This window comes from Komagataeibacter intermedius TF2, from assembly GCF_000964425.1.
Taxonomy (GTDB): Bacteria; Pseudomonadota; Alphaproteobacteria; order Acetobacterales; family Acetobacteraceae; genus Komagataeibacter; species Komagataeibacter intermedius.
In genome coordinates this window covers 38,998-53,121 of the sequence record NZ_BANF01000039.1, presented here as the reverse complement: position 1 = coordinate 53,121, position 14,124 = coordinate 38,998, and the positions used below count along the sequence as shown (strand labels likewise).

At 64.7% G+C, this 14,124-nt stretch carries 15 protein-coding genes; 3 read left to right on the top strand and 12 right to left on the bottom strand.

Annotated elements, in window-relative coordinates:
* Positions 1–255: 255 nt before the first annotated feature.
* Entirely contained in the window at positions 256–1,119 is an 864-nt protein-coding gene (prmC, locus tag B7449_RS07725) for a peptide chain release factor N(5)-glutamine methyltransferase (protein ID WP_039734276.1), read from the bottom strand.
* Positions 1,120–1,149: 30 nt separating this feature from the next.
* Here prmC and B7449_RS07720 point away from each other — a divergent pair, with 30 nt between their 5' ends.
* A complete protein-coding gene (locus B7449_RS07720; RefSeq protein ID WP_039734274.1) occupies positions 1,150–1,614 on the top strand; it encodes a hypothetical protein in 465 nt (154 codons plus the stop codon).
* A gap of 6 nt (positions 1,615–1,620) precedes the next feature.
* Here B7449_RS07720 and prfA read toward each other — a convergent pair whose 3' ends face one another.
* From prfA to B7449_RS07690, 6 genes are all read right to left on the bottom strand, one after another.
* Positions 1,621–2,682 carry a peptide chain release factor 1 gene (gene prfA / locus B7449_RS07715; protein WP_039734272.1) on the bottom strand — a complete coding sequence of 354 codons (1,062 nt, stop codon included), beginning with the start codon at positions 2,680–2,682 and terminating at the stop codon, positions 1,621–1,623.
* Between the two features lie 2 nt (positions 2,683–2,684).
* Positions 2,685–3,941 (bottom strand): histidine--tRNA ligase, encoded by a 1,257-nt coding sequence (gene hisS / locus B7449_RS07710; RefSeq protein WP_039734270.1) that lies wholly within the window; start codon positions 3,939–3,941, stop codon positions 2,685–2,687.
* A gap of 89 nt (positions 3,942–4,030) precedes the next feature.
* A complete protein-coding gene (ispG, locus tag B7449_RS07705) occupies positions 4,031–5,191 on the bottom strand; it encodes a flavodoxin-dependent (E)-4-hydroxy-3-methylbut-2-enyl-diphosphate synthase (RefSeq protein ID WP_010513457.1) in 1,161 nt (386 codons plus the stop codon).
* A 133-nt stretch (positions 5,192–5,324) separates the two neighbouring features.
* The gene (locus B7449_RS07700) at positions 5,325–6,479 is read right to left on the bottom strand and encodes a helix-turn-helix domain-containing protein (RefSeq protein ID WP_039734268.1); all 1,155 of its coding nucleotides are present in this window, start codon (positions 6,477–6,479) and stop codon (positions 5,325–5,327) included.
* Positions 6,476–7,555, bottom strand: a complete 1,080-nt coding sequence (locus B7449_RS07695) for an NAD(P)H-dependent flavin oxidoreductase (RefSeq protein ID WP_141654711.1) — start codon at positions 7,553–7,555, stop codon at positions 6,476–6,478. The genes B7449_RS07700 and B7449_RS07695 overlap by 4 nt, the downstream gene beginning before the upstream one ends.
* A gap of 11 nt (positions 7,556–7,566) precedes the next feature.
* Positions 7,567–8,820 (bottom strand): aspartate kinase, encoded by a 1,254-nt coding sequence (locus tag B7449_RS07690; RefSeq protein ID WP_039734264.1) that lies wholly within the window; start codon positions 8,818–8,820, stop codon positions 7,567–7,569.
* A gap of 157 nt (positions 8,821–8,977) precedes the next feature.
* On the opposite strand from B7449_RS07690, the gene ubiG reads away from it, so the two are divergent.
* Complete coding sequence (ubiG, locus tag B7449_RS07685; protein WP_039734262.1) at positions 8,978–9,727, top strand: bifunctional 2-polyprenyl-6-hydroxyphenol methylase/3-demethylubiquinol 3-O-methyltransferase UbiG; 750 nt, start codon at positions 8,978–8,980, stop codon at positions 9,725–9,727.
* Positions 9,728–9,758: 31 nt separating this feature from the next.
* Here ubiG and B7449_RS07680 read toward each other — a convergent pair whose 3' ends face one another.
* The 5 genes from B7449_RS07680 to B7449_RS07660 all read right to left on the bottom strand — a co-directional run bounded on the left by B7449_RS07680 (position 9,759) and on the right by B7449_RS07660 (position 13,201).
* Positions 9,759–10,988 (bottom strand): lactonase family protein, encoded by a 1,230-nt coding sequence (locus B7449_RS07680; protein ID WP_039734260.1) that lies wholly within the window; start codon positions 10,986–10,988, stop codon positions 9,759–9,761.
* A gap of 46 nt (positions 10,989–11,034) precedes the next feature.
* Positions 11,035–11,559, bottom strand: a complete 525-nt coding sequence (locus B7449_RS07675; RefSeq protein WP_039734258.1) for a DUF2147 domain-containing protein — start codon at positions 11,557–11,559, stop codon at positions 11,035–11,037.
* 66 nt (positions 11,560–11,625) lie between these two features.
* Positions 11,626–12,084 (bottom strand): DUF1178 family protein, encoded by a 459-nt coding sequence (locus tag B7449_RS07670; protein ID WP_039734256.1) that lies wholly within the window; start codon positions 12,082–12,084, stop codon positions 11,626–11,628.
* Between the two features lie 25 nt (positions 12,085–12,109).
* Positions 12,110–12,370: a glutaredoxin 3 gene (grxC, locus tag B7449_RS07665; RefSeq protein ID WP_010513448.1), complete on the bottom strand. Its 261-nt coding sequence runs from the start codon at positions 12,368–12,370 to the stop codon at positions 12,110–12,112.
* 66 nt (positions 12,371–12,436) lie between these two features.
* Positions 12,437–13,201, bottom strand: a complete 765-nt coding sequence (locus tag B7449_RS07660; RefSeq protein ID WP_039734255.1) for a ComF family protein — start codon at positions 13,199–13,201, stop codon at positions 12,437–12,439.
* Here B7449_RS07660 and B7449_RS07655 point away from each other — a divergent pair.
* Positions 13,200–14,114 (top strand): methyltransferase domain-containing protein, encoded by a 915-nt coding sequence (locus B7449_RS07655; protein ID WP_048883540.1) that lies wholly within the window; start codon positions 13,200–13,202, stop codon positions 14,112–14,114. The genes B7449_RS07660 and B7449_RS07655 overlap by 2 nt on opposite strands.
* Positions 14,115–14,124: the final 10 nt, after the last annotated feature.

Genomic DNA, 14,124 nt, shown 5'->3' with positions numbered 1-14,124 from the left:
CACTTTCCTGTTGCCGGTCGCCGGCGCTGCCCTGGACCGTGGGACGATCTGACCGTCCCGTCTGTTGCCATAGTGGTTGTCCGGTACGAGACCGGACACGGATCCCTGCGCATGGCGGAACCATTCCGGTTCATGACGCCAGCTTTTCTGTTTTGCAATCGGGATCGCCCGCGCGGAAACGGAACAGCAAAATGGGTATGGTGTTCGTGTTCCCTGCGCCTTGGCAATATAGCCCGCCTGTTTCTGTCTGCCAAATTATTTTTTCACGACCAGCGCCCGCCCTATTCCCCCCAGATCAGGGCGGATTTCCAGCACATGCAGCCCGCGCTGGCGCATGATGGCAGGCACGTTGTGCTCCTGGCCAATGCCCAGTTCCAATACCGCAATCCCGTCGGGCGCCAGCAGGTCAGGCAGTATTGCGGACAGTGCGCGATAGGCGACCAGTCCGTCGGCCCCGCCATCCAGTGCACGCGCCGGTTCGTGGCGCACGACTTCAGGCATAAGCCCGTTCAGGTCGGCATGTGGAATATAGGGTGGATTGCTCAGGATCAGGTCGAACGGCCCCGTAATGCCATCGGCCCAGTTGCAGCACAGCATGGCCGCGCGGGCCGCAAGCCCGTTGCGCGTGGCGTTACGGGCGGCAAGGCGCGCGGCATCAGGGTTAAGATCAGTGCCCGTTCCCACGGCCCGCGGATATTCCGCCAGTACCGCCAGCAGCAGGCAGCCCGTGCCGGTCCCGATATCCAGCACGCGCAGCGGGGCGTTACGGTCCGGCAGATGGTCCAGAACGGCCTCCACCAGTGTTTCAGTATCCGCGCGCGGGATCAGCGTCGCGGGCGAAACCGCTATGTCCAGTGACCAGAACCCCGTATGCCCGGTAATATAGGCCATCGGTTCATGGTTCAGACGGCGATGCAGGGTCTGCACGAAGGCCGCATGGGCCGCGGGCGGTAGCGTATCGATGCGCAGCAGTCCCGCAAGGTCGGAGTCCGCCGCATGGGCCGCCAGAAGCCGGGCTTCGCGCTGGGGGGCCTCAATCCCGGCGGCGCGCAGGCGGGCCGTGGCGTCGGATAGCAGATGGCGTAAATTTACGGGTGCCTGTGTCATGGCATCTTTCATCGTGGCCGATTTCCGTCATACTGGGGCATTATGCAACTGCCTGCCTTTCCACTTCGCCTGACAAACATCCTTATGGCCACCATGGTGTGCGTCAGCTTTGCCACGCCTGCCCTTGCGGGATCGTTCGATGTCGAGGACGGGTATGGTGATGGGGAAGTCTCCGAGATCTCGCGTCTGTACGTTGATGAACAGCTTGTCGCGACCTTCCGCCTTGATCACGACCATACCAGCCAGACCGCCCATGTGGAGACAGCGGTCAGCCGTGTAAACCACAGCTACGCCCTGTGTGGCGAGATTACGATCCGCCGTCCCGGGGGCAGGATTGAAATTCATCAGGTCAGTGGCGAAGGCGTGCTGCATGAACCCGACGGCCATCATCTTGTTGCCCTTGGCGCGCGGAATTTTACCGAATTCTATCTGGCCGACCCGGATGACCCGAATGTGGTTGAACGCCATCCCGGCCGCAGCAGCCTGTGTGCCGCGCCAACATCGTAAGGATGTTCAGCTGTCATCTGCTGCAAGAAGTGCTGCCTGTTCTTCCTGCGTCAGCGCATCGACGAATTCATCCAGTTCCCCCGCCATGACCCGGTCGATCTTGTACAGCGTCAGCCCGATGCGGTGGTCGGTGACGCGCCCCTGCGGGAAATTGTAGGTACGGATGCGTTCCGAACGGTCGCCCGTGCCAACCTGCGCGCGGCGGTCGGCGGCGCGGGTTTCGTGGGCTGCGGCGCGATTGCGTTCATACAGGCGCGCGCGCAGGATCTTCATCGCCTTGGCGCGATTCTTGTGCTGGCTTTTTTCTTCCTGCATCGCCACGACGATATTGGTGGGCAGATGGGTGATGCGCACGGCACTTTCGGTCTTGTTGACGTGCTGTCCCCCTGCCCCGGACGCCCGGTAGACATCAATGCGCAGGTCGGTTTCGTTCACCTCCACATCCACCTCCTCCGCTTCGGGCAGGACGGCAACCGTCACGGTGGAGGTATGGATGCGGCCCTGGCTTTCGGTCGCGGGCACGCGCTGGACACGGTGCACGCCGGATTCGTATTTCAGCCGCGCGAATACGCCGCGCCCGGTAATGCTCGCGATCCCTTCGCGCAGGCCACCGAGTTCGGACTGATCATATTCCAGCACCTCGAACCGCCAGCCACGCTGGTCGGCATATCGCTGGTACGCGCCAAACAGTTCCGCCGCGAACAGTCCCGCTTCATCCCCGCCCGCTGCGGGACGGATTTCCAGGATGGCGCTGCGTTCGTCCGCCTCGTCGCGGGGCAGCATGGCAAGGCGGATGTCATGACGCAGTTCGGGTATCTGCCTGCGCAGGGTCTCCAGTTCGGCTTCCGCCAGTTCCTTCAGTTCAGGATCGGCCAGCATCTGGGTTGCGTCATGTTCCGCCTGTTCCGCCGTGCGCAGCGCGCTGACGCGGGCGACGATCGGCTCCAGTTCCGCGTATTCGCGTGAGGCCTGGCTGAAATCGGACCCCGACATCCCTTCCGCCAGAAGGGCCTGCAGTTCCTCGCACCGGGCGACAATGCGGTCCAGACGGTCGTCAAACTTTGCCACGATCAGGCCTTTTTGGGTGTTCCGGACACAAGGAAAGCCGCCACGCCATCCATCGGCACTTCGGTCTGCTGCCCGCTGTCCAGATCCTTGACCTGCACCACGCCGCGCGCGATTTCCTCGCTGCCAATCACGATGGCATGGGTGGCGTTCATGCGGTTGGCGCGTTCCATCCGGCGTTTCATGTTGCCACGATAGGATGTTTCGGCCCGCACGCCGGCCCCACGCACCGCCTGTAGGACGGTTATGGCTGCAGCCTGCGCATCCGACCCCATTGGAATGACGGCAACCGGGCGCGGATCGGCGGGAATGTCTTCAAGCAGCATGGACAGGCGTTCGATCCCGCCAGCCCAGCCGATCGCGGGGGTTTTCGGGCCACCCATTTCGGCCACCAGCCCATCATACCGGCCACCGGCCAGCACGGTACCCTGCGCCCCAAGGCGCTCGGTTACGAATTCGAAGGCGGTATGCCCGTAATAATCCAGCCCACGTACGATGCGCGGATTTTCACGGAAGCGCACGCCCATCACATCCAGCGTCCGGCGCAGGTCGTCCCAGAATGCCAGTGCGTCCGGCGTCAGGAAATCGGCGATCATCGGGGCGTCGGCCAGCAATGCGCGGTCCTGTGCCGCCTTGCTGTCCAGGATACGCAGCGGGTTGCGGTCCAGCCGGGCCTGGCTGTCGGGCGACAGGTCAGCGCGCCGGTCGCTGAAATAGGCGATCAGGGCGGTGCGCCACGCATCGCGGCTGGCCATGTCGCCCAGTGTGTTGAGTTCAAGCACTACGTCATGCGCAATGCCAAGCCCCTGCAGCACGTCACGCCCCATGGCGATGACTTCGGCATCGGCCAGAGGTTCGGCAGCACCCAGCAGTTCCGCCCCGATCTGGTGGAACTGGCGATAGCGTCCCTTCTGCGGGCGTTCGTAGCGGAACATCGGTCCGGCATAGAACACCTTCTGCGGCAGGGACTGTGTCAGCCCGTTGGTGACCAGCGCGCGGCAGATGGCGGCCGTGCCCTCGGGGCGCAGGGTCAGGGATTCGCCGCCCCGGTCCTCGAAGGTATACATTTCCTTGGAGACGACATCGGATGTATCGCCCAGCGAGCGTGAAAAGACCCGTGTGTCTTCAAAAACCGGTGTCGCCCATTCGTCAAACCCGTACAGGCTGACAATTCGGCGCGCGGTTTCCACAACATGGTTGAAACGCCTGCGGTCCTCCCCAATCAGGTCATGGGTGCCGCGAACGGGTTGTAAGCTGCTCACTACGCGATATTCCTGCATTCAATCCGGCCCTGCCTGCATGTGGGCCGCCGGTCAGGCCGCGCGCCATTTTACGGCGCGCGGCGTATCATTCAGTCCGTGGTGGACATGCTGGCCTCGCGGGCCATTTCCTCAGCCGGGGTGTTGTTGGCGTCGGCTGCTTCCAGCGTGGCCACCTTCTTTTCGACCAGATCGACAATGTGCTCGATCATGTCGCCAGCCGGCATGGTGTGGTCCTGCTTGCCCGCGGAATAGACCATGTGACGGCCCGAGCCGCCGCCGGTCACGCCGATATCGGTCATCAGCGCCTCGCCAGGGCCATTGACCACGCAGCCGATGATCGACAGCGTCATGGGCGTCTTGATGTGCGCCAGCCGGTCTTCCAGCGTCTGCACGGTCTGGATCACGTTGAAGCCCTGACGTGCGCAGGACGGGCAGGAAATGATTTTCACGCCACGGTGGCGCAGGCCAAGCGACTTCAGGATATCCCAGCCGACCAGCACTTCCTCTTCCGGCTCTGCCGACAGGGAAACGCGCATGGTGTCACCCACGCCCGCCCACAGCAGGTTGCCCAGCCCGATGGAGGACTTGACCGTGCCGGCGCGCTTGCTGCCCGCTTCGGTAATGCCGATATGCAGCGGATGGTCGCATACATCGGCCAGCTGCTGGTAGGCCGCGACCGCCATGAACACATCCGACGCCTTCACGCTGATCTTGAATTCATGGAAATCATGATCTTCAAGGATCTTGGCGTGTTCCAGCGCGCTTTCCACCAGCGCGTCGGGGTTCGGCTCGCCGTATTTTTCCAGCAGGTGCTTTTCCAGCGAACCGGCGTTGACCCCGATGCGGATGGAACAGTTGTGGTCCTTTGCCGCGTTCACGACCTCGCGCACGCGCTCGGCGCTGCCGATGTTGCCGGGGTTGATGCGCAGGCAGGCCGCGCCGGCCTTTGCGGCCTCGATGGCGCGTTTGTAGTGGAAGTGGATGTCCGCTACGATGGGGACGTTCACTTCGCGCACGATTTCGGCCAGCGCCTTCGTGCTTTCCTCATCGGGGCAGGAAACGCGCACGATGTCCACGCCCGCCAGTTCGGCGCGGCGGATCTGTGCGATCGTGGCCTCGGCGTCCGTGGTCAGGGTGTTGGTCATGGTCTGGACCGAAACCGGGGCGTCACCACCGACCGGCACGTTGCCGACATGGATCTGCCGCGACTTGCGGCGCTCGATGTGCTGATAAGGACGATAGCTGCTCATTATGTGCCCTCCAGATAAGGCGGCGGTTTGTGCTCCGGCCCGCCGTGGCGGGGCGTGGCACGGCCCGTGGATCTGTTACATGCCGGTTTCCGGCATGGTGACCCTCAGGGGACCATGCCGTATGGAGACCATTCTACTCCGGATCGATGTGCTGCGGGAGGGGCGGCGAAAGATTATTGCCACTTCCCGTTATGGATGGTGAATCAGGGGCCTGCGTACTGGCCGTGGATGACGGCGCGGACGGGTGGATGACGGGTGCCGGGCTGGCATGCATGACCGACCCGTCCGCCACGGCTGCGGGGCTGAGCGGAATGTTACGCCGTACTTCCCCATTCCGGCCCAGCGGCTGTGTCGTGACGCCGCCCGCGACCAGTGTCAGGCCGCCCGCATTGCCAACCGTCAGCACAAGGCCGGACTGGTCCTGTGGCGTCTGCCATGTTTCCCCGGGCTGCATGACGTGATCATACAGCACGGGCCCACCGGGTTTGCGGACCTGCACCCATGTCGCGGCGGTGGCGTTCAGGGTTACGCCATCCGTGGGTGCCGCGGGCTGTGCCGCTGCGGCGGCCTGCTGCGCCAGTACATTACGGTCCTCGCCCATTTTCTCCAGTGGCTGCGTGGGGGCCGCCGGGGCGGGTTCGGGCATTGACGGTGCTGCCTGCTGCACGGGTGCAGGCGTGCCGGTCAGGGCGTCGCGCTCCTGCTGGGGAAGCGGTTGTGGCGGGGGTTCGGGCCGTTCATCAGCGGGGGGCAGGACGGATGCCACCTGCGGCGACGCCGTGGTGGATGACGAAGAAATTCCTGGCAGGGTCAGCTTGCCCGGAAGGTCATGGCCCAGCCCGTCCGTGCCGGTCAGCCTGTACCAGCCGATATAGGCCCCCACCAGAATGACGATACCGCATAACAGCAGCACCCCCATGGGCAGCCCCCGGTCGGGCAGCGGCACGGGAAAGGACAGTTCGGATCGGCGGGTGAATGCGCCACGGCTTTCGACCTTGAAGCGTTCGACCAGCGGTTCAGCCTCCAGTCCCAGCGCCTTGGCATAGGTGCGCAGGAAGCCTACGGCATAGGCGCTGCCGGGCAGTTCGCCGGGGCGACCGGCTTCCAGCGCCTCCAGATACGGCAGGCGGATGCGCAGCCATGCCGCGACATCGGGCAGTTTCCACCCCAGTTCCTCGCGTCGTGCACGCAATATGTCCCCTACCGATGCGATGGGTGTCGTGCCGGGTGCCGAGGCTGTCGTGCCCGACGCGGGTTTTGGGCGGAAAATGCGTTTGCCGTCGCTCATCCGTAGCGGGCCCTCTCCTCCTGACGGATCAGGGCATCAATGGCCTGATCGACCAGTTCCTTGATGATCTCACCGACGGATTGCTCGCCCGTGATCATGCCGACCGACTGCCCCGCCATGACGGAACCGTTTTCCACGTCGCCATCCACCACGGCGCGGCGCAGCGCGCCAGCCCAGAAATGTTCGATATCCAGCTGGGCCGCTTCCTTGGTCAGTTCACCGGCCTGGAAACGGCGCAGCGTTTCCGCCTGGTGCTGCACGAAACGCCGCGTGCCGGCGTTGTTCAGCCCGCGGACCGGTATGACGGGAAAGCGTTCATCAAGCTGCACGGACGTAACCGCATCGCGCGCATTGGCGCGGATGAAGGCTTTCTTGAAGTTTTCATGCGCGATGCTCTCACGCGACGCGGCAAAGCGCGTGCCAAGCTGCGCGCCCGAAGCCCCCTGTTCCAGATAGGACAGGATCGCGTCCCCCCGGCCCAGGCCGCCGGCGACGAATACCGGCACGTCATGGATATGGGGCAGGATTTCCTGCGCCAGCACGGTCAGCGAAACCGGACCGACATGGCCTCCCGCTTCCGATCCCTCGATCACCAGCGCATCGACACCAAGGCGCACCAGCCGCTTGGCCAGGACCAGCGCGGGCGCGAAGGCGATGACCCTGGCGCCCCCTTCCTTGATGGCGCGGATGACCGGGCCGGAGGGAATGCCGCCAGCCAGCACCACATGCGTGATGCCCGCGTCGATGCAGACGCGCACAAGTTCATCAAGCTGCGGGTGCATGGTGATCAGGTTGACGCCAAACGGGCGTGTGGTCAGCGCCTGCGTCGCCGCGATTTCCTCGGCCAGGCGCGCAGGTTCCATCGCGCCACAGGCCAGAACACCAAAGCCGCCGGCATTGGAAATGGCGGATACAAGGTTGCGTTCGCTGACCCATGACATGGCGCCCGCCAGCAGCGCGTATTCGCTGCCAAGGAAGCGTGCGCCACGTCCCCACAGCCGGTCAAGCCGGGCGCGGGCTTCCGCCCGGCGCGTGGGGTCCGTCAGGGCGGAGGCGGTATCGGGGGCGTCTGACATCTGTGCCGTGCTCACGCCGCGTCCAGACCGTAGGCGGTGTGCAGGGCGCGCACCGCCAGTTCGGTATATTCGGACGCGATCAGCACCGAGACCTTGATCTCGCTGGTGGAAATGACCTGCACGTTGATGTTGCGCTCGGCCAGCGTGCGGAACATCGTGCTGGCCACGCCCGCATGCGAACGCATGCCAACACCCACGACGCTGATCTTCACCACGTCGTCATCGGTCTGCAGTTCGGTGTACCGGGTGGCGCCATGGTTGGCTTCCAGGACGGAAATCGCACGCGTCAGGTCAGTCTTGCCGACCGTGAATGTCATGTTGGTCGTCCCGTCGTCGCCCGTGCTCTGGACGATCATGTCCACGTTCACGTTGGCATCGGCCAGCGGGCCGAACACCGCCGCCGCAATACCCGGGCGGTCAGGGAGCTGGCGGACGGAAATCTTTGCCTCGTCCCGGGAGTAGGCAATTCCGGCGACCTGTTCCTGTTCCACGATTTCGTCCTCATCCACGACTAATGAACCGGGCAGATGCCCCTCTGACGGTGCGGGACCATCGGTGAAACTGGACAGCACCTGCACCCGCACGCGCTCCTTCATTGCCAGTTCCACGCTGCGGGTCTGCAGCACCTTGGCCCCTACGGACGCCAGCTCAAGCATTTCCTCATAGGTAATCTTGTCCAGCTTCCGTGCCTTGGTAACAATACGGGGGTCGGTTGTATAGATTCCGTCCACATCCGTGTAGATATCGCACCGGTCCGCCTTCAGGGCCGCCGCCAGCGCCACGGCCGAGGTATCGGACCCCCCGCGGCCCAGCGTCGTGATCCGCCCGTCAGGGCCGATCCCCTGGAACCCCGCCACGACCGGCACCTGTCCCGCCTGCATGCTGCTGATCAGATTCGCGCCATCGATCGAGGTGATGCGCGCCTTGCCATGCGCATCATCCGTGCGCAGCGGGATCTGCCAGCCCAGCCATGACCGGGCGTTGACGCCAAGATTCTGCAGCGCAATGGCCAGCAGGCCGCTGGTGACCTGTTCCCCCGTTGCAACGACGGTGTCGTATTCGCGTTCATCATGTCGGGGCGAGAGATCGCGGCAGTAGCCGACAAGGCGGTTGGTCACGCCGGACATGGCGGAGACGACAACGGCAACCTCGCACCCGGCCTCGACCTGTTTCCGGACTTTTTCCGCGACGGCACGAATCCGGTCAAGATCGGCGACGGACGTGCCGCCGAATTTCATCACGATCCGCGGTACGGTAGGGGACATCGGAATAGTGGCTCCATTATGGCTCGGGCTTCAGCATATCCGGAGTGTGGGCCTGTTGGCCAATCCGGGGCATTGCGGTTATGCGCAAGCCGCGTCACATACATCTCCCCAGCTTCCGCGTCCAGCGGGAGAAAGCCAAATGAAAGGCGGTGCACCCATGCAGCATCACGATTCGCCCGTTCTGTCGGCAGATTCCGTCGCCCCGGAGGAGATCGCCCATTTCAGCGATCTGGCTGCCCGGTGGTGGGATCCCGCTGGCCCGATGCGCCCCCTGCACGCCATGAACGACCTGCGCACGGGCTGGAGCATGCGTCACCTGCTCCCCCCGGTGGCGGATGATGGCGCGCGCCGCACGCTGCTGGACATTGGCTGTGGCGCGGGGCTGGCCAGCGAGGCATTCGCCCGCGCCGGATTCGACGTGACCGGCCTGGATGCGTCACAGGCGGCGATTACGGCCGGTCGGCTGCACATGCGCCGGCATCCCCTGCCCGCATCCGCGGGCCCGCTGTCCTACCGTTGTGGCAGCGCCGAGGAACTGGTGGCCGAAGGCGCGCGTTTTGACGCGATTTCCGCGCTGGAGGTGATCGAGCATGTAACCGATCCCGCAGCCTTCCTGCGCATGCTTGGCGGCATGCTGCGGCCCGGTGGCGCCATGGTGGTTTCGACCATGAACCGCACGTGGCGGTCCATGGCCATGGCCAAGATCGGGGCGGAATACGTCCTGCGCCTTCTGCCGGTTGGCACGCATGACTGGCGCAAGTTCATTACCCCGGCCGAAATGGGGCAGTACGCGGCCCGCGCGGGCCTGCGCATAACCGATATCGCGGGTATGGTGCCCAGCCCCGGGGGCTGGCGTGAAAGCCGCGACATGGCGGTGAACTACGTCGCGGCGATGGTGCGCGACTGAGCACGGCGCCCCGGACGGGCACCGCCTGGCGTCAGATCGTATTCATGAACGCGAATGTCGTCGGGCTGCCCACCGGGGTGAAGTTCCATGTGAAGTCCAGCACGCCAGTCTGGGCATTGACCTTGAATGACGTGACGGAATCGCTGCGCTGGTTGGCGCAGAACAGGTAGGTGCCGCTGGGGTCGAACATCATCGCGCGGCCATAATCGGCATGCATCCAGATTTCTTCAACCAGGTTGAGCGTACCGTCGTCATTCACATGGAAGCTGGCCAGCGAATCACCCAGCCGGTTCGATACGTACAGGTATTTGCCGTTGGGCGAGAGCAGGATGCCCGCCGCCAGCGTGCTGCCCCGGAAATGCGGGGTCACGGTGCTGACGGTCTGCTGGGGCACGATTTCGCCGGTCTGGGGGTTGAAGGTGGCGGCGACCACTTTCGAATCCTGCTCGCCCAGGATGTAGATCATCGTCCCCTTCCCGTTGAAGGAGAAGTGGCGCGGCGCGGAGCCCGGCGTCATGGTGATGAACGGCGTTCTGGCAGGGACCAGCCTGCCGGTATGCAGGTCCAGCGTCCAGACGTACACCCGGTCCAGTCCTGCATCACACGCCAGCACGTACCGGCCTGACGGGTCGGACGCCACCATGTGGACATGCGCGCTGGAATGGTCGCTTATGGCGAAGTTGCCCGGCGGGTTATCCGCGGCACGGTCGGGCATGCGCGGGCCGGTATTGTGCACCACGTCCGTCGGATCGCCCAGGCTGCCATCAGGGTGAATGGGCAGGACGCCGACCGTGCCGCCCATGTAATTGGCCACCAGGACGTACTTGCCTGATGCATGCACGCTGAGATGCGCGGGCACCGCGCCGCCTGACCGCACGACGTTGAGCTTGGTCAGTTCCCCGCTGGAGCGGTTGACGGAAAACGCCGTGACGCAGCCTTCGCCATTGGCGTTGAAGTCATTGATTTCACTGAGGGCGTAAAGATGCCTGAAATCAGCGGACATGGCCATGAACGAGGGGCTGGCGATGTCCACATAGGTCATGAGCGGCGACAGGCTGCTGGTGTCGGGGTTCATCTCGAACACGGAAATGCCCTGCCCGTTGCCAGCCCCGCCGGGCGGTCCATGCTGGGTATAGCCACCGATATAGCAGATGGTGCGCGGCCTGGTCGCGACCTGTGCCACGGCGCGGCGCGACAGGGCGGGCACACCGGCGGCGGCCAGTGCGGTGGCAAAGGCACGGCGGGAAATATTGCAGCTCATGGAATAAGGATCATCCCCATTGGTTGAGAATTGTTTTCTGGGGCCTTCAGGGCAGTTTGCACGCCGGGCCGATCGTACCAGTATAGCGGCTCCACGTTTCGGTTTCACCAAATAAAGGCACGGCGACGAAACCACGCAGCTTGAGGTCCCCCGACTGGGACACCCACAGCTTGGCATGATAGACATGTCCCGTGTCGGGATCGGTCACGTGTCCGTTCCAGTGCCCCTCTTCCTTCGGGTCGGGCGTGAACCCGTTCAGCATGGGCAGGTTGCATTCCGGCTCGCCACGCTTGTCGCGCGGCATTTCGGTCGTATAGCGCACGCCAGCCAGCCGCCCGCAGATTTCATTCCCGCAATGGGAAATTTCAAACACGCCATCATGGTCCTTCGTCATCCACCGGCCGATTATGTCCGGCTCGCCCCCCTCGGCATGGGCCGTGGGCAGGTTGGTGGCCCCGATCGCCACCGCGCATAAGGCGGCAATGGCGCCCCTGGCCAGCCAGCGCGCAAGGCCGCCCCCCATGCGGTATCCGGTCTGGCGCGTACCTGTGTGGCTTTTGCTGTCGTGCATTTCCAATCGTTCCCCCACATGGCGCGTGGCGCGGTAGTGTGCGTGCCGCGCGCTTGCGTGTTCCCTCTAGCTGTCGGCCCGGCGGACCCACGGGATGGCATGGACGTCCACCCCTTCCTCATCAAGTTCGGCCTGTTCCTGTGGCGTCATGCTGCCATAGATGCCACGGGCCTCGCTCTTGCCCCGGTGCATGTCCAGGGCCTCGCTGGCAAAGCGGTCCCCCACGTCGTCACAATGTTCCTCTACCGTGTGGCGTATTTTCTGTAACAGAGCGATCATGGCATCGGGCACTCCCGCTGACGCATGGCCGGGTGGCGTGGCTGCGGGGGGCTGTGGCGCGTCCGTCCCCTGCCGGGGGGCTGCAGTATGGATCGCTGGCGCCATGAGCGCGCGGCTGACATCCGCCGTTCCGCATTGCGGGCACGACAGAAGGCCGCGCGCCGCCTGCTGTTCGAATGCGCTGCTGCCGGGAAACCATCCTTCAAATTCATGGCCTGCACGACATCGTAGCTGGTACCGGATCATGCCCTCTCCGTCCGTGTGCCCTGTGTCAGCCCTTGCCCAGAAGGGTATCGAGTTTGCCCGAGCGGTCCAGCGCCATCAGGTCATCACAGCCGCCAAGGGGCGTATTGTCGATGAATATCTGCGGCACGGTGGTGCGCCCACCCGAACGGCGGATCGAATCCGCGCGTTCCGGCGTGCCGTGCGGGGCATTGATTTCGTTGAAGGGCACGCCCTTGTGCGCCAGCAGTCGGACCGCGCGGATGCAGTATGGGCAGCCGGGCTGGGTATAGATGTCAATAGACGGCATTGAACCTTCGCTTGGTCTGGTGTGTGTCCGCCCCCATGGTCGGGCGGGTCTGGTGCCCAGTTTACCCTATTGTTGTTCGTGCTGGCCACAGGCACGGGCGGCGGCCAGCACATCGACCCGTGCCGCACCTGCATCGCACAGACTGCGTGCACATGCCGCAAGGGTTGCGCCGGTGGTCATGACATCGTCCACCACGATGACATGCCGCCCCGCAATGTCACGACGCCTGTGGGCGCGCACGCCAATCGCGCCGCGCATGATGTCGTGCCGCCGCGCCCTGCCCTGCCCCTTCAGCGCGGGGGTAGCCCGCAGGCGTTCCAGCCCGTCGGGCAGAAACGTGGCCCCTGTCCGTCCCGCCAGCGCACCTGCCAGCAGCGCCGCCTGATTGTACCGTCGGGCAAACAGGCGCAGCCGGTGCAGGGGCACGGGTATGAAAATGCTGTCTTTCTGCACCAGTCCGGTAGCGGCTGCCGCCATGTAACGCGCCAGCAGCGCTGCGTTTTCCGTCCGGTCCGCATATTTCAGTGGCAGGATCAGGCGGCGCGGCATGTCGTCATAGACCATCGCGGCACGCCCTTCATGCCACGGCGGCGGGGTTTCGGCGCATGTGGTGCAGGTCAGCGTCGGGCCACCTGCGGCGCGGGAGGGAAACGGCAGCGCGCAGCGGTGGCAATATGGGGACGTGATCAGGTGCAGCTGGCTGACGCATGTCCCGCATAACAGCCCCGCCTGCATGACGTCGGCCCCGCAGCCAAGGCAACGGGGCGGAAACAGCGTGTCCAGCATGCGCGTGCCGACCCGCCGCCACCAGGGGGATGCGTGGAGGTTCATGTCTTCACACGATCGTGGGCTTGGCAGCGGCGGGACATGGGGGCACATCGAAAGCATGGATGTGCCGCAGATATTTGACCGTCATGCCGTGCGTCTGCACCGCGACCGCGCGGCCGCCACAGTCGGCCATGTCCGGCCCGTGCTGGCGGAAGCGACGGATCGCCTGCTGGACCGGCTGGATGATGTTACGCGTCATTTTGGCGCGGCACTGGACATTGGCGGGCGGGGTGTTGTCGCACCCGCCCTGCGGGCGCGTGGCATTCCCACCGTTACGGCCGACCTGTCGTGGCCCATGTGCGCGGAAGATACCGGTCCCGCGGTGTGCATGGATGCGGAATGGCTGCCTTTCGCCCCTGACAGCTTCGATCTTGTGGTGGCCTGCCTGTCGCTGCACTGGATCAATGACCTGCCGGGCCTGCTGGCGCAGGTGCGCAGCATACTGGCCCCGGATGGGCTGTTCCTGGCCTGCATGCCGGTACTGCCCACGCTGGCTGACCTGCGGCGTGCGCTGATGGATGCCGAAATGGCGCAGCGTGGTGGGGTTTCGCCGCGCGTCTCCCCCTTTCCGGGGCTGCGTGACTGTGCGGGCCTGCTGCAACGCGCGGGGTTTGCCCTGCCCGTGGTGGACGCCGATGTGATCCATCTGTCCTATCGCACGCCCATGGGGCTGCTGAGCGACCTGCGCCACGGTGGGGAGACGAACGCCCTGCGTGAACGCACGCGCGGACTGACGCATCCGGCCCTGCTGGCCGGGGCGCTGGAATGCCTGCCCGTGGATGAGGACGGGAACTTGGGCCAGGACCTGCATATGGCGATCATGACGGGCTGGTCCCCTGCCCCGACGCAGCCGCAGGCCCTGCGCCCGGGGCAGTTCAGCGTAAGTCTGGAGGATGCGCTGCGCGAAACGCCGTAACATGGCGTGT

Bases quoted from the DNA above. Each gene is read 5' to 3' on its own strand.
- prmC (WP_039734276.1), bottom strand. From the start codon at position 1,119: ATGAAAGATGCCATGACACAGGCACCCGTAAATTTACGCCATCTGCTA.
- B7449_RS07720 (WP_039734274.1), top strand. From the start codon at position 1,150: ATGCAACTGCCTGCCTTTCCACTTCGCCTGACAAACATCCTTATGGCC.
- ispG (WP_010513457.1), bottom strand. From the start codon at position 5,191: ATGAGCAGCTATCGTCCTTATCAGCACATCGAGCGCCGCAAGTCGCGG.
- B7449_RS07700 (WP_039734268.1), bottom strand. From the start codon at position 6,479: ATGAGCGACGGCAAACGCATTTTCCGCCCAAAACCCGCGTCGGGCACG.
- B7449_RS07695 (WP_141654711.1), bottom strand. From the start codon at position 7,555: ATGTCAGACGCCCCCGATACCGCCTCCGCCCTGACGGACCCCACGCGC.
- B7449_RS07690 (WP_039734264.1), bottom strand. From the start codon at position 8,820: ATGTCCCCTACCGTACCGCGGATCGTGATGAAATTCGGCGGCACGTCC.
- ubiG (WP_039734262.1), top strand. From the start codon at position 8,978: ATGCAGCATCACGATTCGCCCGTTCTGTCGGCAGATTCCGTCGCCCCG.
- B7449_RS07680 (WP_039734260.1), bottom strand. From the start codon at position 10,988: ATGAGCTGCAATATTTCCCGCCGTGCCTTTGCCACCGCACTGGCCGCC.
- B7449_RS07675 (WP_039734258.1), bottom strand. From the start codon at position 11,559: ATGCACGACAGCAAAAGCCACACAGGTACGCGCCAGACCGGATACCGC.
- B7449_RS07670 (WP_039734256.1), bottom strand. From the start codon at position 12,084: ATGATCCGGTACCAGCTACGATGTCGTGCAGGCCATGAATTTGAAGGA.
- grxC (WP_010513448.1), bottom strand. From the start codon at position 12,370: ATGCCGTCTATTGACATCTATACCCAGCCCGGCTGCCCATACTGCATC.
- B7449_RS07655 (WP_048883540.1), top strand. From the start codon at position 13,200: ATGTCTTCACACGATCGTGGGCTTGGCAGCGGCGGGACATGGGGGCAC.
- B7449_RS07660 (WP_039734255.1), bottom strand. From the start codon at position 13,201: ATGAACCTCCACGCATCCCCCTGGTGGCGGCGGGTCGGCACGCGCATG.